19 protein-coding genes, 1 pseudogene and 1 riboswitch are annotated in these 23,275 nt (G+C 66.2%); of the genes and pseudogenes, 7 read left to right on the top strand and 13 right to left on the bottom strand.

Features of this window, described 5'->3' with window-relative positions; all coding sequences use genetic code 11:
• The 13 genes and pseudogenes from KO516_RS04620 to KO516_RS04560 all read right to left on the bottom strand — a co-directional run.
• A pseudogene (locus KO516_RS04620) lies at nucleotides 1–266 on the bottom strand (NAD(P)(+) transhydrogenase (Re/Si-specific) subunit alpha); the annotation flags it as partial.
• Nucleotides 267–277: 11 nt separating this feature from the next.
• Nucleotides 278–1,984, bottom strand: coding sequence for an IlvD/Edd family dehydratase (locus tag KO516_RS04615; RefSeq protein WP_216002637.1), 1,707 nt, complete (start codon nucleotides 1,982–1,984; stop codon nucleotides 278–280).
• Nucleotides 1,981–3,429 (bottom strand): NAD-dependent succinate-semialdehyde dehydrogenase, encoded by a 1,449-nt coding sequence (locus tag KO516_RS04610; RefSeq protein ID WP_216002636.1) that lies wholly within the window; start codon nucleotides 3,427–3,429, stop codon nucleotides 1,981–1,983. Before KO516_RS04610 ends, KO516_RS04615 begins: the two co-directional genes overlap by 4 nt.
• A 16-nt stretch (nucleotides 3,430–3,445) precedes the next feature.
• Entirely contained in the window at nucleotides 3,446–5,323 is a 1,878-nt protein-coding gene (locus KO516_RS04605; RefSeq protein WP_216002635.1) for a thiamine pyrophosphate-dependent enzyme, read from the bottom strand.
• Nucleotides 5,320–6,819 carry a tripartite tricarboxylate transporter permease gene (locus tag KO516_RS04600; protein WP_216002634.1) on the bottom strand — a complete coding sequence of 500 codons (1,500 nt, stop codon included), beginning with the start codon at nucleotides 6,817–6,819 and terminating at the stop codon, nucleotides 5,320–5,322. The genes KO516_RS04605 and KO516_RS04600 overlap by 4 nt, the downstream gene beginning before the upstream one ends.
• Nucleotides 6,820–6,826: 7 nt before the next feature.
• Nucleotides 6,827–7,327 (bottom strand): tripartite tricarboxylate transporter TctB family protein, encoded by a 501-nt coding sequence (locus tag KO516_RS04595; protein WP_216002633.1) that lies wholly within the window; start codon nucleotides 7,325–7,327, stop codon nucleotides 6,827–6,829.
• Between the two features lie 21 nt (nucleotides 7,328–7,348).
• Nucleotides 7,349–8,311: a tripartite tricarboxylate transporter substrate binding protein gene (locus KO516_RS04590; protein ID WP_216002632.1), complete on the bottom strand. Its 963-nt coding sequence runs from the start codon at nucleotides 8,309–8,311 to the stop codon at nucleotides 7,349–7,351.
• A gap of 72 nt (nucleotides 8,312–8,383) precedes the next feature.
• Nucleotides 8,384–9,451, bottom strand: a complete 1,068-nt coding sequence (locus tag KO516_RS04585) for a xanthine dehydrogenase family protein molybdopterin-binding subunit (RefSeq protein ID WP_216002631.1) — start codon at nucleotides 9,449–9,451, stop codon at nucleotides 8,384–8,386.
• Complete coding sequence (locus KO516_RS04580; RefSeq protein ID WP_216002630.1) at nucleotides 9,448–11,361, bottom strand: molybdopterin cofactor-binding domain-containing protein; 1,914 nt, start codon at nucleotides 11,359–11,361, stop codon at nucleotides 9,448–9,450. Before KO516_RS04580 ends, KO516_RS04585 begins: the two co-directional genes overlap by 4 nt.
• Nucleotides 11,354–12,271 carry a xanthine dehydrogenase family protein subunit M gene (locus tag KO516_RS04575; RefSeq protein ID WP_216002629.1) on the bottom strand — a complete coding sequence of 306 codons (918 nt, stop codon included), beginning with the start codon at nucleotides 12,269–12,271 and terminating at the stop codon, nucleotides 11,354–11,356. Before KO516_RS04575 ends, KO516_RS04580 begins: the two co-directional genes overlap by 8 nt.
• A 116-nt stretch (nucleotides 12,272–12,387) precedes the next feature.
• Nucleotides 12,388–13,554, bottom strand: a complete 1,167-nt coding sequence (locus KO516_RS04570) for a zinc-binding dehydrogenase (protein WP_252737396.1) — start codon at nucleotides 13,552–13,554, stop codon at nucleotides 12,388–12,390.
• A 20-nt stretch (nucleotides 13,555–13,574) separates the two neighbouring features.
• A complete protein-coding gene (locus tag KO516_RS04565; RefSeq protein ID WP_216002628.1) occupies nucleotides 13,575–14,429 on the bottom strand; it encodes an IclR family transcriptional regulator in 855 nt (284 codons plus the stop codon).
• Between the two features lie 441 nt (nucleotides 14,430–14,870).
• The gene (locus KO516_RS04560; RefSeq protein ID WP_216002627.1) at nucleotides 14,871–15,413 is read right to left on the bottom strand and encodes a peroxiredoxin; all 543 of its coding nucleotides are present in this window, start codon (nucleotides 15,411–15,413) and stop codon (nucleotides 14,871–14,873) included.
• 282 nt (nucleotides 15,414–15,695) lie between these two features.
• Nucleotides 15,696–15,889, top strand: a riboswitch (cobalamin riboswitch).
• 133 nt (nucleotides 15,890–16,022) lie between these two features.
• Between KO516_RS04560 and KO516_RS04555 the strand changes: the two genes are divergently transcribed.
• From KO516_RS04555 to KO516_RS04525, 7 genes are all read left to right on the top strand, one after another.
• Nucleotides 16,023–17,891, top strand: coding sequence for a TonB-dependent siderophore receptor (locus KO516_RS04555; protein WP_216002626.1), 1,869 nt, complete (start codon nucleotides 16,023–16,025; stop codon nucleotides 17,889–17,891).
• Nucleotides 17,878–18,705: an ABC transporter substrate-binding protein gene (locus KO516_RS04550; protein ID WP_216002641.1), complete on the top strand. Its 828-nt coding sequence runs from the start codon at nucleotides 17,878–17,880 to the stop codon at nucleotides 18,703–18,705. Before KO516_RS04555 ends, KO516_RS04550 begins: the two co-directional genes overlap by 14 nt.
• Nucleotides 18,702–19,676 (top strand): iron ABC transporter permease, encoded by a 975-nt coding sequence (locus KO516_RS04545; RefSeq protein ID WP_216002625.1) that lies wholly within the window; start codon nucleotides 18,702–18,704, stop codon nucleotides 19,674–19,676. Before KO516_RS04550 ends, KO516_RS04545 begins: the two co-directional genes overlap by 4 nt.
• Nucleotides 19,677–19,724: 48 nt before the next feature.
• Nucleotides 19,725–20,480 (top strand): ABC transporter ATP-binding protein, encoded by a 756-nt coding sequence (locus tag KO516_RS04540; RefSeq protein WP_216002624.1) that lies wholly within the window; start codon nucleotides 19,725–19,727, stop codon nucleotides 20,478–20,480.
• 120 nt (nucleotides 20,481–20,600) lie between these two features.
• Nucleotides 20,601–21,398 (top strand): TatD family hydrolase, encoded by a 798-nt coding sequence (locus KO516_RS04535; protein ID WP_216002623.1) that lies wholly within the window; start codon nucleotides 20,601–20,603, stop codon nucleotides 21,396–21,398.
• A complete protein-coding gene (locus KO516_RS04530) occupies nucleotides 21,395–22,192 on the top strand; it encodes an MBL fold metallo-hydrolase (protein WP_216002622.1) in 798 nt (265 codons plus the stop codon). Before KO516_RS04535 ends, KO516_RS04530 begins: the two co-directional genes overlap by 4 nt.
• A gap of 121 nt (nucleotides 22,193–22,313) precedes the next feature.
• The gene (locus KO516_RS04525; protein ID WP_216002621.1) at nucleotides 22,314–23,249 is read left to right on the top strand and encodes an AEC family transporter; all 936 of its coding nucleotides are present in this window, start codon (nucleotides 22,314–22,316) and stop codon (nucleotides 23,247–23,249) included.
• Nucleotides 23,250–23,275: the final 26 nt, after the last annotated feature.

Raw genomic sequence — 23,275 nt, 5'->3', positions numbered from 1 at the left:
TTGCCCTCTGTCAGCCGGTCGACCTCGGCGTCGCTCGGCGGCTGCACCTTGGCGATCACATCGGCCTGCTCATACAGCGCCTCGGCACTGTCGAGTACCGTCACCCCCGCATCGCTGTAAGCGGCGTCGGAAAAGCCCGCCGCAACGCCCGCGCCGCTTTCAACCAGACACTCATGCCCCAGCTTGTGCAACGCACGCGCCGACTCCGGCGTCAGCGCCACCCGGTTCTCACCAGGCACTAGCTCCTTCGGCGTCCCTATCTTCATGCTCTGTCCCTTCAGTCCACCGGCCCGAGAAAGGCGAAATCGCAGCCCTCGTCCGCCTGCATCACCTCGGATGCATAAAGCCGGTCATAGCCGCGCCGCTGCTCGGGCGGCACGTTGTCGCTGACCCACTCGGCGCGGCGGCTTTCCAGTTCGGCATCATCGACCAGTAGCTCGATGCGCCGCTCCTTGACCGACAGCTTGATGCGATCGCCGTTGCGCACCAGCGCCAGCGGCCCACCGACCGAGGCCTCGGGCGCGACATGCAACACAATGGTGCCAAAGGCCGTACCCGACATACGCGCATCGGAAATGCGCACCATGTCCTTGACGCCCTGCTCCGCGATCTTGCGCGGCAGCGGCAGGTAGCCCGCCTCGGGCATGCCGGATTCGCTTTTGGGGCCAGCGTTCTGCAACACCATGAAATCGTCCTTGGTGATGTCCAGATCCGGGTCATCGACCCGCGCTGCAAGATCGGCCAGCGAGGTGAACACCACCGCCCGCCCCTCTTTTTCGAACAACGTCTTGTCGGCGGCAGAGCGTTTGAGGATCGCCCCGCGCGGCGCAAGATTGCCGAACAGCGCCACCAGCCCGCCCTGCGGCTCCAGCGGCTCGGAGGCCTTGGCGATCACCCGGCGATCCACCCAGCCTTCGTCCTGCTCCAGCCGGTCGCCCAGGGTCTGGCCGGTGACCGACAGCGTGTCGAGATGCAGCAGCGGCTTCAGCTCGCGCAGCACCGCGCCGACGCCGCCCGCAAAGAAGAAATCTTCCATGTAATTGCTGCCCACCGGCTTGAGGTTCACCAGCACCGGCGTCGTATCGGACAGCTCGTTGAGCTTTTGCAGCGACACCGGGATGCCAAGACGGCGCGCCACGGCGGTCAGGTGAATGATGGCGTTGGTCGAGCCCCCCAACGCCAGCAACACCCGCAGCGCGTTTTCCACCGATTTTTCGGTCATGACTTGCGACGGTTTGATCGGGTTCAGGATCATCCGGGCAGCGGCGCGCCCCGATTCCTCGCCCGCGCGCAGACGGTCTGCGTGCACCGCCGGAATCGCCGCCGTGCCCGGCAGCGACATGCCCAGCGTTTCGGCGATGCAGGCCATGGTGGAGGCGGTGCCCATCACAGCGCAGGTGCCCGAGGTGGTGGCAAGCCGCCCCTCGATGTCGTTTATCTGTTCTGTCGTCACCTCCTTGGCGCGGTATTTCGACCAGAAGCGGCGGCAATCGGTGCAGGCGCCCAGACGTTCTTCCTGATAGCGCGAGGTCATCATCGGCCCCGCCACCAGTTGCACCGCCGGCAGATCGGCCGAGGCCGCCCCCATCAGCTGCGCTGGCACCGTCTTGTCGCAGCCGCCCATCAGCACCACCGCATCCATCGGCTGGGCGCGCACCATTTCCTCGGTGTCCATCGACATCAGATTGCGGAATTTGAGCGAGGTCGGCGACAGGAACACCTCGCCCAATGAAATGGTGGGAAATTCGATCGGCAGCCCGCCTTCCATCAGCACCCCGCGTTTCACCGCATCGAGCAGTTCGGGGAAATGCCGGTGGCAGTTGTTGAATCCCGAAAAGCTGTTGGCGATGCCGACGATGGGGCGTTTCAGCATGTCGCGGCTGTAGCCCATGGAAGAGGCAAAGCTGTTGCGCAGGTAGACCGAGAAATCCCGGTCGCCGTAATTGGTCAGCCCGCGCGACAGGCCCTGTTCTTTGTCGCTCATGCGATGGCTCCCAGTTTGGTGCGAATGTATTTGGCATCGAGGTAATCCTTGATGCCCAGCGCGCCGCCTTCGCGGCCCATGCCGCTTTCCTTGATGCCACCAAAGGGCGCCTCGGCGGTGGCCAGCAGCATCTCGTTGACCCCGATCATGCCGCATTCAAGATCCTCGGAGGCCCGCGTCGCGATGCGCAGATCGTTCGAGAACACATAGCCCGCAAGGCCAAAGGGCAGCGCATTGGCCCGCGCGATCACCTCGTCATAGTCACGAAAGGTGGTGATCGGGGCGATGGGGCCAAAGGGTTCTTCGGTCATCACCAGCGCATCGTCGGGCACCTGGCCCAGCACGGTGGGCTCGATGAAAAACCCCTTGTTGGCGCCCGCAGGGGTACCGCCGCCCGCCAGCAACTGCGCGCCCTTGTCCAGCGCGTCCTGCGTCATGCGGCGGATGGTCTCCAGCCCGCGCCGGTTGGCCATCGGACCGACCTGTACGCCATCATCCGTGCCGCGCCCGATCTTCAGCGATTTTGCCACCTCGGCAAAGCGGGTGGAAAACGCCTCGTAGCTGGCCTCGTGCACGTAAAAGCGGGTGGGCGAGATACAGACCTGCCCGCAGTTGCGGAACTTGGTGGTGGCGCAGGTTTCGGCGGCGGCGATGGCATCAAAGTCGTTGAACACCAGCACCGGGCCGTGGCCGCCCAGCTCCATCGTCACCTTCTTCACGCCATCGGCGGCAAGGCGCAGGATCTCCTTGCCGATGGGCACAGAACCGGTGACCGAGACCTTGCGCACGATGGGCGAGCCGATGAGCTGCGCCGCGATGGCCCCGGAATGGCCGGTCACCATGTTGACCGCTCCCGCCGGGATGCCCGCATCGTGGCAGGCCTGCACCAGCGCCGCGCAGGAAGCCGGGGTTTCCCCTGCCGGTTTCACGATGATGGCGCAGCCCGCGCCCAGCGCGGCGGCGATCTTGCGGGCAGGCAGCAGCGCCGGGAAATTCCACGCGCTGAAGGCCGCGACAACGCCCACCGGTTGATAGATCACCTGCATCCGGCTGTCGGGGGTGCGGCTTTCGATGGTCTGGCCGTAGATACGCTTCGTCTCTTCGGCGTACCATTCGAACTGATCGGCGGCGGCATTGGTCTCGCCCTTGGCCTCGGCCAGCGGCTTGCCGGTTTCAAGCGACATCAGCATGGCAATGCGGTCGGCATCGGCGCGCAGGATCTCGGCCACCCGGCGCAGCTTTGCCCCGCGCTCCCACGGGCCGGTGGCGCGCCAGGCCTTGAACCCTGCCTGCGCGGCATTCAGCGCATCGGCAACATCGGCCTCGGTGGCGACGGCGATCAGGCCCAGCGCATCCTCGGTGGCGGGATCGGTGACCGGCTTGGTGCCATTGTCAGAGGCGGGACGCCAGTCGCCGCCAATATACAGTTTCAGATCGTGATACATGCTTTTCTCCCGTGGCTCAGATCGTGGCGTGCAGGTATTTCGCCTGCACGTCTTCGACCCAGTTGCCGACGTTCCAGTTTCCATAGGCGCCCATACCCGCGAGCGGATCGCGCCCGGCATAGACAGGGATGTGCAGCAGGCTCAGCCCGTCATGGGCGAACCCCGCCTTTAGCGCCGCATCCAGCTCTTCGCGGGTGGTGCCCCCCCAGATCGCCTTGACGCCGCTGACCGCCCCGGCCATCGCGACATAATCGACCGCAACGCTGTCGTTGGTCTTGAACGCGCGCCCGTACTGGGCGAGCTGAAGATCGGTGATCGCCGCCATGCGCCGGTTGTCGAACAGCGCGATCATGCCGCGCACGCCATGTTCCACCGCGTCGATCAACACCTGCGGGTTCATCATGAAAGAGCCATCGCCAGTGAAGGCGACGCCATAGGGCGCGTCTTTGACCCCGGCCAGCCCCAGCAGCGCCGAGGCGGCAAAGCCCATATAAGACGCCCCGGTTTCGGTGACGGTCTCGGTCGGACTGTCGTCTTCGACGATCTGAAAGCCATTGGCCTGTACGTCGCCCGCATCGAAAAATTTCACCGCGCCCTTCGCCTTGGCAAAACTTGCAACGGCGTGGATGGCGGCGGGCTGGGTCAGCACCGGGGTTTTCCACACCACATCGGCGATGGGCGCGCCTGAAATGCGGGCAGCCTTGAAGGCGGTCCACTCGGCCTTTTTCGCCTCGCAATCACGCAGCCAGTTTCTGCGGGCATCGCGCCCGGTGTCCTTGCCCAGCGCAGACAGCAGCGCGGTCAGCACCGCCGAGATATCGCCGGGCAGCGCCGTGGTGCGGGCGTAATGGGTCAGATCATCAAGATCACCGTTGATGTTGATGACGGCGCGCGCATTCGGATAGCCAATCCCCGAGCAATCCGCCTGACAGACCCCGCGCGAGCCGACGATGATCACCAGCTCGGCCCCCTGCATGGCGAAATTTCCGCTGATCGATCCCTTCGACCCGCCGACATGCATGTTCTGTACATGCCCGTCCATCATAACCCCGGTTGATCCCGGTGAGAGCACCACCGGCGCGCCGATGGCACAGGCAAAGCGGCGCAGCGCTTCGGAATGCTTGCGGCAGCCGCCCCCGGCCTTGATCACCGCGCGCGTGCCGCCCCGGATCAACGCTGCCGCCTCGCTCAGAGCCGCGCCCACCGGGACGACCGGCGGCACGTCCTGCTTGCCGGGCAGCGTGGCAAGGTTGAGCTGCGTCAGCGCCGGCTGGGTGTTGATCGGCAGCAGGATGTAAAACGGCCCCGCCTTGTAGGGATGGTGCACGCAAGCCGTGCCGCGCCGCATGCATTCGCGCAACGCACCGGGGGTATGCAGCGTATAGGCCTGCCCCATCAGCGCGCCGATCTGGCCAAACACCCCCTGCTGCGGCTTGGGCACCTGCTGCATGTTGTAGCCCTCGCCCCGCGTCGTCTCGTCGCCGTAGATGTGATACACCCCCACCCCGTTCGACGCCGCCGCCAGGGAGCCCGCCATGGCCTGCAAGCCCCCCGGCCCGATCGAGGTCACCACCGCGGGCGTCTGCCCGGTGACCCAGGCATGGGCGGTGGCGGCATGGGCCATCTCGACCTCGTTGCGGCAGTTGATCACCTGCACCGCGCCTTCCTCATGATAGACCCGCAGCACCTCGCCCAGATCGGTCGAGCCATGGCCAAAGATGGCAAACCACGTGCGCACCCCCTGCTTCATCAGCGCCACCACCAGCGCCTCGGACAGCGTCAGCTCAAGCACGCCCTGCCCGGGAAAGGCGGTGTCGAACTCCTGTGAGGCAAGGCGGATGGCGCGGCTGCGCGTGGCCTCGGCGGCGGGCATGTCATTCTTGTCCAGCATCATGCGTTTACCTTCTGTTGGTTGGACCGCCGGACCCGCAGTTCCGAAATCGCCTGAAGGACGATGATCAGCGCTGCGAGGCCGAGGAAGATCATGGCGAGCGGAGAGGTGAAGATGATGTCCCAGCTGCCGCCCGACAGCATCATGGCGGTGCGGAACTCGTTTTCGATGGTCGGGCCAAGCACCATGCCAAGGATGATCGGCGTGATCGGCACCTCGAGCGCGATGAACAGGTATGCTAGCCCCCCGATCGCCGCCATGGCGTAGATGTCGAAGACCGAGTTGCGCACTGACCACGCCCCGATGACGCAAAGCACCAGTACCCCGATGGCCAGCAGATCGCGCGGGATCTTCAGCACATGGACGAACAGGCGGATGCCCAGCAGTTGCAGCCCCAGCACCCAGACATAGGCGACAGCCACCGCGACATACATGCCGTAGACTTCGGTGGCGTGGTTCATGAACAGCGCCGGCCCCGGCGTGATGCCGTGGATCATCAGCCCCGCCAGCACGATGGCCGTGGCCGGATCGCCCGGAATGCCCAGCGACAGCAGCGGGATCAGCGTGCCGCCGGTGACGGCGTTGTTGGCCGCCTCGGGGGCGATGACGCCGTCCAGCTCTCCCTTGCCGAAGCTCTCCTTGGTCTTGGATGTGCGCCGGGCGTGATCATAGGCCAGAAACGAGGCGATGGCGCCGCCAGTGCCGGGGATCGCCCCGATGCCGGTGCCCAGCACCGAGCAGCGCAGCATCAGCCAGAACCGCCCCAGCAGCAGCCGGATCGACGGCAGTTCTGCCCGTACCCGGACCATACGCTTGTGCTTGGTCTCCATATGGCCCGAGCAGGCCTCTATGATGAAGGGCACCGCGAACAGGCCGATCATCGCCACCAGCAGGTTCACCCCCTGCAGCAGGTTCACCGAACCAAAGGTCATGCGCGGCACGCCTTCCATCTGGTCCAGCCCGACGGTCATGATCATCAGCCCGAGCACCCCGGAGATCAGCCCCTTGAGCATCGAGCCGCCGCACAGCCCGCAGATCGTCGACAGGCCGAACACCACGAGGGCAAAGATCTCGGCCGGGCCAAAGCCGATGGCCAGTTTCGAAACAAGGTTCACCGAGACGATCATCACGATCAGCGAAAACATCCCCCCAAAGACCGAGGCGATGACCGCCGTGCCAAGGGCGATCGACGCCTCGCCCTTCTTGGTCATCGGATAGCCGTCAAGCACGGTGGCGGCGGCGGATGGTGTGCCGGGGATGCCCAGCAGGATGGCAGAGACCGATCCCCCGGTCATGCCGCCGATATAGGTGCCAAGCAGCAGGCCGATGGCCGGCACGCTGTCCATCGAAAAGGTGATGGGAAGCGCCAGCGCCAGCGCCACGGTGAATGTCAGACCCGGGATCGAGCCGAAGATCAGCCCTACCAGCGTCCCAAGGCCAACCGCTCCGATGGCCCAGGGGTCGAGCGCGAGCATTGCCGCGTGAAAAAACATATCCATGATTGGCCTATCCGAGGTTGATCCAGCTGCCGCTGGCCAGGTGGATGCCCATGAGCTTGTCGAAGATCAGCCAGCAGCCCACGGTTACGCCCAGCGCCATCCCGACAAGCACCTTCGGCTTGCCGCAGCGCAGGTTCAAAGCGAGGATCGCAAGGATCACCAGCGGCGTCGCGAGCAGGAAACCGATCTTGTCGAGCAAAAAGCCATAGGCGCAGATTTCCACGGTGATCAGCGCCAGCGGCAGCCACATGATGCGGCGGCTCAGCGCCGTATCCGTTTCAGCGGGCACGTCGGTACCGCTGTTGTCATGTTCGCGGGCCGCGCGGTGCACCAGCAGCACCATGCAAAGCCCGACCAGTATGAACCCAAGCGTCAGAGGAAAGGCGCGTGGGCCGATGCTGTAGGCATCGAAGGCCGGGGGGATGGTCGACCAGACCAGCCCGGTCCATGTCAGCCCGAGGCCCAGAAGCAGCCCTCCGAAGATCAGGTCCTTGTGTCTGTCAGTCATCTGTCCAATCCCCCCGCCTGCTCACATGCCCATGCCAAGCTCGCCCAGCAGCGCGCCGTAGAACTCGTCGTCCTGCTTGATCAGCGCGCCGAACTGTTCCGGCCCCATATAGGCGGCGGTAAAGCCCAGTGTGCCCGTGGCCGCCTTGAACTGGTCGGTCTGGGTGGCGGCCTGTGCGGCCTTGGCAAGCGCGGCGATCACGCCCTCGGGGGTGCCCGCGGGGGCGGCAAGACCGCGCCACATGGTGATATCGACATCGACGCCCTGTTCGGCGGCGGTGGGCACGTCGGGCAGCGCCTCGATGCGCTCGGCCCCGGTGACCGCAAGCACCTTCAGCTCGCCGCTCTGCATGTAGGAAGAGAACTGCCCCGGCCACTGGATCGCGGCGTCGATGCGCCCCGCCATCAGCTCGACCGGCGCCTTGCCGTCGCCGTAGGAGATATACATGACCTTGTCAGCGATCCCCATGGCATCGAACAGCGCCGCCGACACCAGATGGGTGAACGATCCCTTGCCCGAAATCCCGACCTTGAGCGGCTTGCCCGCCATCGCCGCGGCCTTGAGATCATCAAGCGACGCCCAGCCGCGATCGGAATTGACCCCAAGCGCCGGGGTCTCGACCGAGATCCGCGCGATCGGGGCAAAGGCGGTATAGTCGAACGGCACGCGGCCGGTATGGGTGACGGTGTTGATGGAGTTGGAATTCCACACCAGCTGGTAGCCATCGGGGCGCGCCGCCGCGACATGGCTATAGCCCACCGCGCCGCCGCCGCCGGGACGGCTGACCGGCACCACCGGCTCGGGCAGTTCCTGCGACATCAACTCGGCCAGAAGCTGCGCGATGGTGTTCGCGGTGCCTCCGAACAGGATGGTCATCTCGATGGGTTTTTCCGGGTAGTCCGCCCGAGCGCCGCCCGGAAGCGCCAGCATCGAGACGGTGGCAAGCGCCGCAAGGGCACCTTTCATCGTGGCCTTGAAAATCATCTTCCTCTCCTCCCTGTTGATTGGTCGATAGGGCGGTGCCGCGGCTCTCCAGTTCCGCGGCACCGCACCGCCCTAGGTCAAGGTTTCCCCCGCCGGGCGGTTGTTCCAAGTGATGCGCGCCCCTCCTCCGGGCGGCATCCGAAGCGCCGCGAGGATCTTTTCCGGTGTCGCGGGCAAAGATTTCATCCGAACGCCGATGGCGTCATAGATGGCGTTCATGATCGCCGGACAGGTCGGCACCAGAGCCGGCTCTCCGATGCCCTTGGCCCGCAAGGGGCTGGTCGGGTCCTCGTCTTCGACGATGATGCAATTGATCTGCGGCACATCCAGCGCCGTCGGCAGGATGTATTTGGCAAAACCATGGGTGGTCGGGTGGCCACCTTCGCAGATGTGCTCCTCCATCAGCGCCTGCCCCAGCCCCTGCACCACGCCGCCTTCGATCTGGCCTTCGACGCCGCGCGGGTTGATGCAGCGGCCCACGTCATGCGCGGCCCAGATGCCCAGCACCTGCACCTCGCCCGTCCATGTGTCGACCTCGACTTCGGCGACCTGCGTGCCGAAGACATAGGTCTGCCACGGGCTGCCCTTGCCATCCACCGGGTGCAGCCCGGTGCCATGGGCAGTAAAGCTTGCTGCCCCCACCGGCACCACGCCACGCCCCTTGCAGATCGCCACCGCCTCGGACAGCGTCATGCGCAGGTTGCTGCCCTCGACCCAGATCTCGCCGTTGAAGGCGCGCAGGCTGTCTTCGGGGGTGTCCCAATGCTCGGCGATCTGTTCGAACAGCATCTTGCGCGCCTCGCGCGAGGCCAGTGCCACCGAATTGCCGATCATGTAGGTCTGCCGGGTGGCGCCCGCATGGGCCGCCTCGGGAGAGCGGGCGGTGTCGTTGTCGCCGATGGTGACATCCTCGGGGCGCGCGCCGGTTTCCTCGGCGGCGACCTGCGCCAGCACCGTCAGGATGCCCTCGCCAATCTCGGTGACGCCGGTGACCACCTTGATGGTGCCGCCATCGTCGATCTCGGCCCAGGCCCCGGCCCGGTCGATGGTCGCGGTGCGGGCGATGCCGTACCAGCTTGCCGCCATGCCCCGCCCGCGCTTGCGCCGGGTGTCGGCGCTGGTCTGAGTGATCGCGTTCATTCTGCCGCCTCCGTCGATGCCTTGGTTGGATGATCGCCCTGCGACAGGTCCGCTGCCTCGGCGACGATGCGCGCGCCCAGAGTGCAGGGCTGGCGGGTATCCGGGCCGCCCATGTCGCTGCGCGCCGCACCGCGCACGTTCGGCGCGCCGCTCTCCCAGCGGCTGGCGGTTTCTGCCGCATCCAGCACCATGTCGAGCGATGCGCGGTCAAGCCGATGCTGGGTGTGGGTGATCGAGCCCTTGCGGTACATGTTGATGCGCCGCAATTCGAACGGGTCCATGCCCAGCGCCTCGGCGGCGATGTCCATCATGCTTTCGGTGGCGAATTGCGCCTGCATGCCGCCAAAGGTGCGGAACGCGCCCGACGGCGTGTTGTTGGTATAGACCGCGCGGGTATCGACCTGAAGGTTGTGCACCTCGTAAGGCCCGCAGGACAGGATCGCCGCCTTGCGCATCACCCCTTCGGAGCTCATGCCATAGGCGCCCCCGTCCGAGAGCATGTCAAAGGTGATGGCAGTGATCTTGCCGGTCCGCTTCAGGCCCATCTTGTAGCTGACCTTGGACGGATGCCGCTTGGCCGAGGCGATCAGGCTTTCCTCTCGGGTGAAATTCAGCTGCACCGGGCGGCGGGTCCTGATCGCCGCAAGCGCCAGCATGCCCTGATAGATCATGTCTTCCTTGCCGCCAAAGCCGCCGCCCACCGCAGACATCACCATGCGCACCTTGTTGATCGGCAGGCCAAGGATGTCGGCCAGCATATGACGGTGATGGGTGATGTTCTGGCTGGGCGAATGCACCGTCACCACGTCGTCGTGATCGACAAAGGCCACCCCGGCCTCGGGTTCAAGGTAGGCGTGCTCTACCGATTGCGTACTGAAGCTGTCCTCGATGATCAGGTCGGCCTCGGCAAAGCCCGCCTCGGGGTTGCCCTTGCGCAGCGGGATATGCTTGACGACATTGTCTGGCGCGTAATCGTGGATCACCGGGGCGCCGGGGGCGATGGCGTCTTCGGGGGTGCCGATCACCGGCAGCGGTTCATATTCGACCTTAATCGCGGCGACGGCGCGGCGGGCGGTCAGCAAATCCTCGGCGGCAACGGCGGCAACCGCCTCGCCGACATGGCGCACCTTGCCGCGCGCCATGATCGGCTGGTCATGCACAAACACGCCAAACCCGTCCTTGCCGGGCACATCTGCGGCGGTGATGACGCATTCCACCCCCTCCATCGCCTCGGCGACAGAGGTATCGATTGAAACGATGCGCGCATGGGGATGCGGGCTGCGCAGCACCTGCATCTGCAGCATGTCGACCAGTTTCATGTCGGCGGCATAGCGCAGGCGCCCGGTAACCTTGGCCGGGGCGTCGATGCGGCGCACGTTGTGGCCGATGAAGCTGTCGCCAAGCGGCTCGTCGGTATCAAGATCGCCCTCGGGGCGGCGCCCGGCGATCACGTCACGGGCGATTTCCACCGCTTCGAGGATCTTGGTATAGCCGGTACAGCGGCAGATATTGCCGCCCATACGCTCCTTGATCTCGTCGATATCGGCCTCGGGGTTGAGCCGCAGGCAGTTGGTCGCCGCCATCACCATGCCGGGAATGCAATAGCCGCACTGGCTGGCGCCGGTCTTGTGAAACGCCTTTTGCACCGGGGTCAGCGGGCCCATCCCCGCCAGCCCTTCGATGGTTTCGATGCGCGCGCCCTCGGCACGGGCCGCCGGCACAAGGCAGGATTTCACCAGCTTGCCATCGACGAACACCGAACAGGTGCCGCATTCCCCGGCGCCGCAGCCTTCCTTGGTGCCGGTCAGGTTGAGATCGTCGCGCAGCAGATCAAGCAGGCGTTTATGGGTTGCGACGGTGCGGGCGACCTTGCGGCCGTTGACCTCGCAGGTGATCCTGGTCTCAGACATTGGCCATGTCCTCCATGGTTTGCAGCGGAGCCTTGGCCCCGGCATTGCTCAGCGCTTCCGACAGGGCGGCGCGCACGAAACTGACCACCACGTCGCGGCGGTAGTCCCGGCGCGAGCGCGAGGCGACCTTCTCCGCCGCCAACCCGGCAGCGGCTTGCATCAGTTCTTCGGACAGCGGCTCGCCGCGCAGCATCCGTTCGGAATCGTCCAGCCGGATCGGCCCCGGACCGACCCCGCCAAGGGCAAGGCGCACGTCCTCGAACACCCGGCCGCTTTCGTCGAGCTTGACCAGCGCCGCGCAGCAGGCGACCGAGATCACCAGCGAGCGCCGCTGGCCGACCTTCTGGAACGCCCCGCCATAGCCGTAGCAGGTATCAAGAAAGACCCGTGTCATGATTTCGCCCGGCGCGATCACGGTGCGGCCCGGCCCGGTGATGAAGTCACGCACCGGCACCCGGCGCGACGTGATGGCATCGCCGTCAAGCTTGGAAAGCTCGACAAGCCCGTTCAGCGCCACCACCGGGGGTGTGCCATCGGCCACCGGCGAGGCGTTGACCAGATTGCCCGCAAGCGTGGCGGTTTCGCGGATCTGGTCATCGGCGAACCAGATCGACACATAAGGCATGCAAGGCAGCGCCCGGCGCAGCACCGGGTCGGTCAGGAAATCCTGATAGACCGTCCCGGCCCCCAGCGCGACATGGCCGTTGGCGAAATCATAGCCGCGCAGCTCGGTGACCCCGGTCAGGTCGATAAGCGCGGGCAGATGGACATCTCCAAGGCGGCCATCGCGGGCGGCAGGCAGAAGGTCGGTCGCGCCGGAAACCAGCCGGCTTCCCTCGGGCGCATCCCGCCAGAGGCGCAGCGCCTCGGGCAGAGAGGTCGGTCGGTGATAGGCATCGTAGGTCAGCATGGGACTGCACCTCTTCGATCAGTCGGCATCAGCGGCCCCGCGTGCCAAAGCCGTGGCGTCGGCTGCGGGTCGAAACAAGGGGTCAGAGGCGCGGATATCCCGCGCCCCCTGCGCGGTTACTCGGCGGCGACGCGCTGCGCTTCGGCGTGCTTGTTCTTGACCACTACCTTGATGGCGTCTTCGACACGGTCCTTGGCGTAGCGCAGCGCCTCGGGCAGATCTTCCATCTGGAAAGTATGGGTGTGGATCAGCGTGGCATCGAAGCGCTTCTGGCGCATGAAGGCCTCGGCGCGGTGGGTCGCGGTCTTGCCCTCGCCCCGGATGCCGTAGAGGTAGATGTTGTTGCGCACCAGATAGGCGATATCCACCTCGGGCGAGCTGCCCGGAAACGCCGCAAGACAGATGCGCCCGCCCCGGTTGACCATCTGCGCCGCCTCGTTCAGCGCCTGCGGCGCGCCCGAGCATTCGACCACGTAATCGACACCCTTACCGCCGTTCAGCTCGCGGATCTTCTCGACGACGTTTTCTTCCTTGCGCACGTTCACCACATGATCGGCGCCCAGCTGCTTGCCGATCTCAAGCCGGTTGTCGCGGGTGCCGGTCAGGATCACCGGCTGCGCACCCAGCGCCTTGGCCACCGCCGCCCCCAAAAGGCCGATCGGCCCCGGCCCGGTCACCACGACGCTTTCCCCGGCCACCAGCCCGCCAAGTTCGGTCAGACCGTACATCGCCGTGCCCGCGGTCACGACCAGCGTCGCCTCTTCGTCACTCATGCTGTCGTCGACATGCACCAGCGTGTTGACGCTGTTGATTGCGTATTCGGCAAAGCCGCCGTCGGTGGTGAAGCCATTGGCGCGGTGGCCCTTGTCGACATCGCCGTAATTCTTGCCGTAATTGTGGCACGAGGTGTACATGCCCTCACGGCAACGCTTGCACTGGCCGCAACCGGCGTGGATTTCGACGGTGACGCGCTCGCCGATGGCATATTCATCAACGCCCGGCCCAAGGGCGACGACGGTGCCCATGTATTCGTGACCGGGGGTGAAATTCTTGTTGAACGGATCGCCGCCGTGGATCTGCGCGGGCGGGCCGTGGTGGATGATCTCAAGATCCGTGGCGCAGATCGCCACGGCGTCGATGCGCACCAGCACCTCGGCCTTGCCCGGGCTGGGCACCGGCTTGTCGGCCAGCGTCAGCTCGCCGGGATCGCCCAGCACCCAGGCCTTCATCGTCTCGGGGATCGGGTAATCCTTGTGGGTCGTCACCTTGCCCTGCATTGCCATGATAGTCTCCTCCTCTTTCTTCAGGTGCCGAACCGCGTCGCGGTTTCGATCTTGCGTGAAAAGTCGTTGCCAGCGGCGACCATCGCGCCGATGAGCATCTTGCGATACGGCTCGCTCGCCATCGCGGCGGGAATGGTGACCGAGATCGCCCCCACCACCGCGCCGGTGCCATCGCGCACGCTGGCGCCAATGCAGCAGATGCCGAGGCGGAATTCCTCGTCATCGACCGCGTATTTGTGACGCCGCACCAGCCGCAATTCCTCGATCAGCCCCGACAGGCTGGTCACCGTGCGCGGGGTGTAGCGCGTCAGCCCATGCGCCGAGATCACCCGCACCAGTTCGGTGTCGGGGATCCATGCAAGGATCGACTTGCCGGTCGCCGTGGCATGGGCGGCGGACATCTTTTCGATCTCGTCGGCCTCTTCGACCTCGCCGGTTGGGTCGGGAAAGCGCAGCTTGGTGATCAGCGCGTTTTCCGACATCACCGCCATCTGCACCCCGTGCCCAAGGCGCTGCCCAAGCTCTTGCAACGGGCCTGCCAGCAGCACCGAAGGATCGCGTTCGCCCTGTTCTAGCTCGTGCAACTCGCGGATGCGCGCGCCGAGCACATAGCCCCGACTGCGCTTGTCGTTGCGCAGATAGCCCCGCGCCACCAGCGTCGCCGCAAGATGGTGACAGGTCGAGCTGTTCAGCCCCGCCGCGCTCGCCAGTTCCGAAAGGGTCAGCCCCGCCGGTTCCCGCGCCACCAGTTCCAGCAGCGTCAGCGCCCGTTCGACGGACTGGATTGTCCGCTGCGACGACTTTTCAGGCATGGCTTTCGCGTCTCCGGTCACGACAAAGTCGGCCGGATAGCGGCGGTCCGCTCGGGGTTTCATGTATGTGGCTCCTCTTGCGGGCACTGTCTCAGGCGGTCGTAAATTCGGCAAGAAAAACCGTCATCGTCGACTGCGTTCCGACATTGTGAAATTCGAGGGGAAATTTCTCAATGAATTCAGTTCTGCATCTGCAAAACGCACTGGGGCGCATCGCGGCGTGCCAAGGCCACAGAGCCCGGGCGACGCGCTGCGCGCGGCGGCGCTGCGGTCTCTGCCGGGTCGTGCCAAAGATCATCGGCAAAGAGCGTCGGCGAAACCTGCGGGACTCGCCCGGTCAGATGGAGAGGAATTCCGTCTCGTCCGTGGCGGGGCGTGCCCCGATCGAGCGTGCCGAACGCGGTATTCAGCGGGCGAACCGTGCGCAGCGCCCCCGCGCATAAAAACAAAAAAACCCGCCGCGGGGCGTGCCCGGGCGGGGTCTGAAGACGTGGCTCAGAGGCGTTACTCTGCCGCGACCGCCTGCTTGAGATGGGCCAGCAGGTTCTCGGGCGAGGATTCGCCATAAGGATCGTCGGGGCAGTTGTCCATCAGGCCGGGTTCTTCGAACCATGCCTCGATCACGCCGTTGTCGACGATGGCCGCATAGCGCCACGAGCGCGGCCCAAAGCCAAGATTGTCCTTGTTGACCAGCATTCCCATCCGGCGGCTGAATTCGCCCGACCCATCGGGGATCACCTTGACGTTTTTGATGCCCTGCGCCTTGGCCCACTGGTTCATCACGAAGCTGTCGTTCACCGACAGGCAATAGATCTCGTCGATGCCCTGCGCCTTGAACTCTTCGAAATTGTTCTCGAAGCCCGGCAGCTGGTAGGTCGAGCAGGTCGGCGTAAAGGCCCCCGGCAGCGAAAACAGGATGACGCGCTTGCCGGCGAAATAATCGGCGGTGGTCATGTCCTGCCAGCGGAACGGGTTCGGCCCTTCGATGCTGTCGTCGCGCACACGGGTGCGGAAGGTCACGTCGGGCAGCTTGACGTTCGTTTTCATGGTTTTCTCCTATTCGTGATGGCGCAAAACTAACGAAATTCTGCGGTGCAGCGGACAAACCTTTATGCATATCCGCTACCCGCCCGGCGCAAACCTGACGCGCGGGGCAGCGCGGGGCGATCCGCCGCTGTTGCCCGGCGCCACATCCAGACCGGATCGGGTCTGAAGATCCTCGTCGCGCATACCCGGTGCAGTCGCGGCCCGCGCCGGGCAACCCGCTAGATGCAGGCCACGCACCGCTTTGCGATGCGGCAAATAGCTTGTGCGCTGCCCTCTGGCGCGCTATGCGGGCTCTGCTTTGGTTCCGGGTCAGTGACCCGGTGAAAAGGGAACGCGGTGACATTCCGCGACTGCCCCCGCAACTGTGAGCGGCGAGCGTCTCCGGACACATGCCACTGGGTCGATATGGCCCGGGAAGGCCCGGACAGCGCGACGACCCGCAAGTCAGGAGACCTGCCAGGGTGTTCACCCTCCCCACGCGCGGGGCGCGCCTGAGGGAACGGTCCTTCGTCCGTTCGTGGTGACGTTCAACCGTCGCGGAAACACTTCCACCGACACGACCAGATCAGGCCCCGCAGGACCGGTGCCGCAAAGGACAGGACCGATTGGATGAAACACGCCCTCGCCACCGTCTCGGCGCTTGCGCTGAGCGCCGCCGCCGCTCAGGCGCAAGACAACGCTGCCTATGAGCTGCCCAGCCTGACGCTTTACGCCAGCGAAACCCCGACCGAGCTGTCGCGCACCGGCAGCAGCGTCACCGTGCTGACGCAAGAGCAGATCGAGACCAGCCCCGAGACCAGCCTTGCCGACACGCTCGACCGGGTGCCCGGCGTCAACGTGGTGCGCAACGGTGCGCCCGGGGCAACCACATCGCTGTCGATCCGCGGCCTGCCCAATCAATACGCTCCGGTGTTCATCAATGGCATCCGGGTCAGCGACGCCTCGTCGACGCAGGCGGCCTTCAACTTTGGCGGCATCCTGCCCGGCGGCGTCAGCCGCGCCGAGGTGGTGCGCGGGGCGCAATCGGCGCTGTACGGATCGGACGCCATTGCCGGCATCGTTGCCATCGATCTTGCCAAGGCCCCCGAAGAGACCGGCGAGACCGGCGCGCTGTCGGTGGAATACGGCGCCTTTGGCACCACCAACGCCGCCGCCTCTTATGGCGTTGCGGGCGAAAACTGGGGCCTTGCGGTGACGGCCTCGCGGCTGGCGACCGACGGCTTCAGCTCGATCGATCTTGACGCCGCCGATGACGAGGATGGCTACACCGCCAACCAATACGGCTTTGACGGCTATTTTCAGGCCACCCCCGATCTGCGCATTGGGCTGAGCGGCTTTGCCTATGACGGCGCGGGCGATTACGACAGTAACGACTGGACCGATCCGGGCAGCGGCAGCTTCGAGACCGACAGCTGGGCGCTGCGCGCCTATGCGCAGCTGCAGACCGGCACGGTCGCACATGAGCTGTCTTTCTCGCGCTATGACATCGAGCGCAGCTTCGACGCGGTGGGCTGGAGCGACGAATTCGGCTCAACCCGCGATGTCGCCGCCTACAGCGGCACGTGGGAGGCCAGCGCCGCGGCGACCCTGTCTTTTGGCCTTGAGCGCAGCATCGAGACGGCCGATTTCAGCGCCGCCACCTATGATGCGTTCTGGTCGCGCAACGGCACCGGCTACAGCGACGAAGAAACAGGCAACACCGCCGCCTATGCGGAACTGGCCTATGCCATCACCCCCGATGTCGATGCCACCGTGTCGGTGCGCCATGACGAGCAGTCCGAGTTCGGCGGCGAATGGTCGGGCCGCGCCACCCTGTCGTGGCGTGCCACCAACGCGCTGACCCTGCGCGGCGCATGGGCCAAGGGCTATCGCGCGCCGTCAATGTACGAGCTGTTCTCGCCCTCGTATGGCAACGAGGATCTGACGCCGGAAACCTCGCAGTCGGTCGAGTTTGGCGCGGATTACGCCTTTGCGGGCGGGGCGAGCATTGGCGCGACGGTGTTCCACACCAGCATCGACGATCTGATCGAATATGATTACGCCACCAGCCGCTATGGCCAGCTGTCGGGCACGTCCGTGTCGCGCGGGCTGGAACTGTCGGGCGCGATGCCGTTGTCGGACCGTTTGTCGCTCACCGGCGGCTATACCTACACCGATGCGCGCGACGATGACGATGCGCCGCTGCAACGGGTGCCGCGCTACGATCTGACCATGGGGCTGGATGCGCAGATCACCGATGCGCTGAGCGCCGGGGTCAGCCTGACGCACAAGGCCGATTTCCCCGACACTTACGGCGCCGCAAGCACCGACAGCGTCGATGATTTCACCGTGGTCAATGCCCGCTTCGGCTATCAGATTGCCGACAACTGGGAAGCCTGGGCACGGGTGGAAAACCTGTTCGACGCGGATTACGAGGTCATTCCTGACTATCAGACCTCGGGCCGGGCATGGTATTTCGGCGTTCGTGCGTCGTTCTGATCTGATACCCCTCGCCGCCGCGCTGTTTTGCGCGGTGGCTGCCGCGGCAGATGTCGAGGCAGCGCCCGCGCGCGTCGTATCGCTGAACGTGTGTACCGACCAGCTGGCTTGGCTGATCGGCGCGCCGGGGCAGCTGGTCTCGGTCTCGCCGCTGGCGCATGATCCGCGCAGCGCCGCGCTGGCCGCAGAGATGGCCGATGTGCCGCGCAACGATGCCAGCGCCGAACAGGTGGCGCTGATGCAGCCCGATCTGGTGCTGGCGGGCAGCTATACCGCCCGCGCCACGGTGCAAATGCTGATCGGCCTCGGCTATCGGGTCGAGACCTTTCAGCCCACCCGCTCGCTGAGCGACATCCGCGAGAACATCACCCGCATGGGCGTGCTGCTGGGTCGCCCGGCCCGCGCCGCCGCGCTGGTCGCGGATTTCGATGCGCGGCTTGCGACCCTGTCGGATGCGCCCGAAACCCGCCCGGTGGTCGCCTATTACCTGCCCTTCAACGAGACCGCCTCGGGCGAGGGGCTGACCGGAGACATCCTGCACGCCGCTGGCATGACCACCATCGCCGAGGCGCTGGATCTTGCCCCCGGCGAGACGCTGCCGCTGGAACGGCTGGTGCTGGCGCAGCCCGACATGATCCTTGTGGGCGCGCCTTATGACAGCCCGGCGCAGGCCACGGCGCTGCTGCAACACCCGGCGCTGAGAGCCACCGGCAAGCTGCACGAGATTGGCCCGAGCGCCGGCTGGATCTGCGGGTTGCCCTCGACGCTGGACACCGTGGCCGAAATGCGCGCGCTGCGCCGGTCCGCCCAATGAGGCCGCTGCCGCTTGCCGCAGCGCTGTGCGCGCTGGTGCTGGCGCTGCTGGCGGCGTCGTTGTCGCTGGGCTATGCGCCGATCCCGCTGCGCGCGCTGCTGGGCGCGGGCGATCCGCTGCATGTCATGGTGATGCAGCAGATCCGCCTGCCGCGCGCGGCGCTGGCGGCGCTGGTCGGCGCGGCGCTTGGGCTGTCGGGCGCGGCGATGCAGGGTTATCTGCGCAACCCGCTGGCCGAACCGGGGCTGATCGGCGTTTCGGGGTCGGCGGCGCTGGGGGCGGTGATCGCGCTTCAGACCGGGCTGGCGGCGGCGTTCTCGCTGGCGCTGCCGCTGATGGCGCTGGTGTTCGCGGGCGGCGCGGTGGGGCTGATCCTGCTGCTGGCCGGGCCGCGCGGCGGCTCGCTGACGCTGATCCTTGCGGGCATCGCGGTATCGGCGCTGGCGGGCGCATTGGTGTCGCTGGCGCTGAACCTGTCGTCCAACCCCTACGCCACCTTCGAGATCGTGTTCTGGATGATGGGCTCGGTCGCTGATCGTTCGCTGGAACATCTGGCGCTGGCGGCGCCGCTGATCGCGCTTGGCGCCGCGTTGCTGCTGACCACCGGGCGCGGCCTTGATGCGCTGACCCTCGGCGAGGATGCGGCGCAGGCGCTTGGCGTCTCGCTGGGGCGGCTGCGGCTGACGCTGCTGCTGGGCACGGCGGCGGCGGTGGGCGCGGCAACGGCGGTGGCCGGGGCGGTCGGCTTTGTCGGTCTGGTGGTGCCGCATCTGCTGCGCCCGCTGTGCAAGGCACGGCCCGCGCGGCTGCTCTGGGCCTCGGGGCTGGGCGGCGCGGCGATGGTGCTGGCCGCCGATCTTGCGGTGCGGCTGGTGTTGCCAGACCGCGATCTGAAGCTGGGCGTGGTGATGGCGATCCTTGGCGCGCCGCTGTTCCTGCATCTGATCTATCGCACCCGGAGGGGCGTCTGAGATGACTTACCCGAAGGGGCGTTCGACATGACACACCCGGAGCGGCGCATGAGCGGCCCCCTGCTCGACCTCGCAAACCTCACCGTCCGGCGCGGCCAGCGCCCGGTGGTCGATGATGTGTCCCTGACCATATCCCCCGGCGAATGCGTCGGCCTGATCGGCCCCAACGGTGCGGGCAAGACCACGCTGATGCGCGCCGCGCTGGGGCTGATCGCGCATCATGGCCGATCGAACCTTGCCGATATGCCCGCACGGACCCGTGCCCGCGCCGCCGCATGGCTGCCGCAGGCGCGGGAAATCGCATGGGGGCTTGATGTCGAAACCCTCGTGACCCTTGGCCGCCTGCCCCATGACAGCCGCGCCGGAAGCGCCTCGGCCCGCGCCGTCAGCGCCGCCTTGTCCCGCATGGGGCTGGGCAACTTTCGCCAGCGCCGCGCCACCGAGCTGTCGGGCGGTGAGCAGGCCCGCGCGCTGATTGCCCGCGCGCTGGCGCAAGAAGCCCCGCTGCTGATCGCCGACGAGCCGACCGCCGGGCTCGACCCCGCCGCGCAGCTGTCCACCATGCAGGTGTTTGAGGATCTTGCGGCGGATGGCCATGCTGTGCTGGTGTCGCTGCACGATCTGACGCTGGCGGCGCGCCATTGCACCCGGTTGCTGCTGCTCGATCAGGGCCGCCTTGTGGCCGACGGCCTGCCGACCGAGGTGCTGTGCCCGGAAAACCTTGCCCGCAGCTTTCACCTGAAGGCCGAGATCCTGCACACACCGCATGGCCCGCTGCTGCATCCGCTGGGCGTTCTGCCCTAAGCCTCGAACGCATCGGCCCGGATTTCAGGCGCATCCAAGCAAGCTGTCGCCCCAAGGCCGCGCCCCCGCTTGACCCTGCCCGCGCCTTCCCCGATACCAAGGCTGCAAAGGACAGCCCGCATGACCCATCCCCGTATCACCGACAGCCACTGTCACCTCGACTTCGCCGATTTCGACGAGGATCTCCCCGCGACGATCGCCCGCGCGCGTGACGCTGGCGTACATCGCATGGTGACGATCTGCACCAAGCTGGGCAACGAGCCCAAGGTGCGCGCCATTGCCGAGGCCAATGAACCGGTGTTCTACGCCGCTGGCATCCACCCGATGAGCGCCGCCGAAGAGCCGCTGGTCACCGTCGATCAGCTGGTGGCCCTGTCGCAGCACCCCAAGTTTGTCGCCCTTGGCGAGACCGGACTGGATTACCACTACACCGCCGATAGCGCCGAGATCCAGAAGACCTCGCTGGGCGTTCACATCGAGGCGGCGCAGGAAACCGGCCTGCCGCTGATCATCCACGCCCGCGCCGCCGACGATGACATGGCGCGCATCCTGTCCGAAGCGTACCGGCAAAAGCCGTATGGCTGCGTGATGCACTGCTTCTCGTCCTCGGCCGAACTGGCGCGCGCGGCGCTGGACTGCGGCTTTTACCTGTCGATGTCCGGCATTGCCGCCTTTCCCAGATCGAAAGATCTGCGCGACATCTTCGCTGCCGCGCCGCTGGATCGCATCCTTGTGGAAACCGACAGCCCCTACCTTGCGCCGCCCCCGCACCGCGGCCGACGCAACGAGCCCGCCTATACCGCGCTGACCGCGCGCATCGGGGCCGAGGCCTTCGGGTTGCCCTACGAGGAATTCGCCAAGGCCACCGAAGCCAATTTCGAACGGCTCTTCGCCAAGGCGGCGGCATGGCGGCCATGAGCAATCTGCGCATCACCATCCTTGGCTGCGGCTCGTCGGGCGGCGTGCCGCGCCTTGGCGGGCATTGGGGCGATTGCGACCCCACCAACCCGAAAAACGCCCGCCGCCGCTGTTCGATCCTGATCGAACGGCTGGGGCCGGATGGCATCACCCGCGTTCTGATCGACACTTCGCCCGATCTTCGCAGCCAGCTGCTGGGCGCCGGGATTGGCGAGCTTGACGCCGTGGCCTTTACCCATGCCCATGCCGATCACACCCACGGGCTGGATGATCTGCGCCAGATCGTGTTCAACACCGGCACCCGCCTGCCGGTCTGGGCCGATGGCGACACCACGGATGCGCTGATCTCGCGCTTTGGCTATGCCTTCGTGCAGCCCTCGGGCAGCCCCTACCCGCCGATCCTCGAGCTGAACAGCATCGACGGGCCGTTCACCATCGACGGCAAGGGCGGCCCGCTGACGCTGCAGCCGTTCCGGGTCAATCATGGAAGCATCGATGCGCTAGGCTTTCGCATTGGCGGCGTGGCCTATCTGCCCGATGTCTACCGCATTCCCGATGAGGTCTGGCCGCTGCTGGAAAACCTCGATTGCTGGATCCTCGACGCGCTGCGCCGCAAGCCGCATCCGAGCCACGCCCATCTGGCGCTGTCGCTGGAATGGATCGCCCGCGTCGCCCCGCGCGAGGCGGTGCTGACCAATATGCACATCGACCTCGATCACGACGAGGTGGCGCGCGAAACCCCCGACCATATCCGCCCGGCTTATGACGGCATGGTCCTGAACCACACGATCTGAGTGGCCGGCGCAGGCCAACAGCGGCGCCCACACCACCCCTCAAGACCCTATCCCATCCACTCTTCCCGCCGGAGGCAGCGGCGTTTTACGCCGGGCGGGTCCATTCCGCAGGACGAGACCCATGCAAGCCCTCTTTGACATCATCCTCCCGGTCTTTCTGGTGATTGGCGCGGGCTATCTGGCCAGTTGGCGCGGATTGCTGACCGACAGCGCCGTCGACGGGCTGATGGGGTTTTCCCAGACCATCGCCATCCCCTGCCTGCTGTTCACCGCCATCTGGAAGCTTGACCTTGGCGCGCATTTCGAACCGTTGCTGCTGATTTCGTTCTACAGCGGCGCGCTGACCTGCTTTGCCCTCGGGGTTGCGGGCGCGCGGTTGTTCTTCGGGCGCGACTGGGAAGACGCGGTGGTCATCGGCTTTTGCTGCCTGTTCTCGAACTCGCTGCTGCTGGGCCTGCCGATCACCGAGCGCGCCTATGGCCCCGAGGCGCTGTCGGGCAATTATGCCATCATCGCGCTGCACTCGCCGATGCTCTACGCGCTGGGAATCACCGCGATGGAGATCGCCCGCGCCAAATCCAGCGGTACCGCGCTGCACCGCCTGCCGCTGACCATCGCCCGCGCCATGTTCCGCAATGCGCTGGTGATCGGCATTGCCATCGGCGTGGTGTTCAACCTTGGCGACATCTCGTTGCCCGGCCCGGCGGTCGAGGCGTTGGACATGGTGATCCGCACCGCGCTGCCCTCGGCGCTGTTCGCGCTGGGCGGCGTGCTGTTCCGCTACCGTCCCGAAGGCGACATGCTGACGGTGCTGTTCGTCTGCGCGCTGTCGCTCGGCGTGCATCCGGCCATTGCCTTCGGCCTTGGCCACGCGTTCGATCTGTCGAGCGACAGCCTGCGCTCGGCAACCATCACCGCCGCGGCCGCGCCGGGGGTCAATGCCTATGTCTTTGCCAACCTCTACGGGCGGGCCAAGCGGGTTGCGGCGACCTCGGTGCTGATGGCGACGGGGCTGTGCATCCTTACCAGTTGGGTCTGGCTTCAGCTGCTGCCCTGATCCGCCAAAATCGCGGGCTTTCCCCC

This window comes from Citreicella sp. C3M06 (assembly GCF_018860705.1).
GTDB lineage: Bacteria > Pseudomonadota > Alphaproteobacteria > Rhodobacterales > Rhodobacteraceae > Salipiger.
Note: the sequence above shows the minus strand (reverse complement) of the source record. Positions and strands in the feature narration are given on the sequence as shown.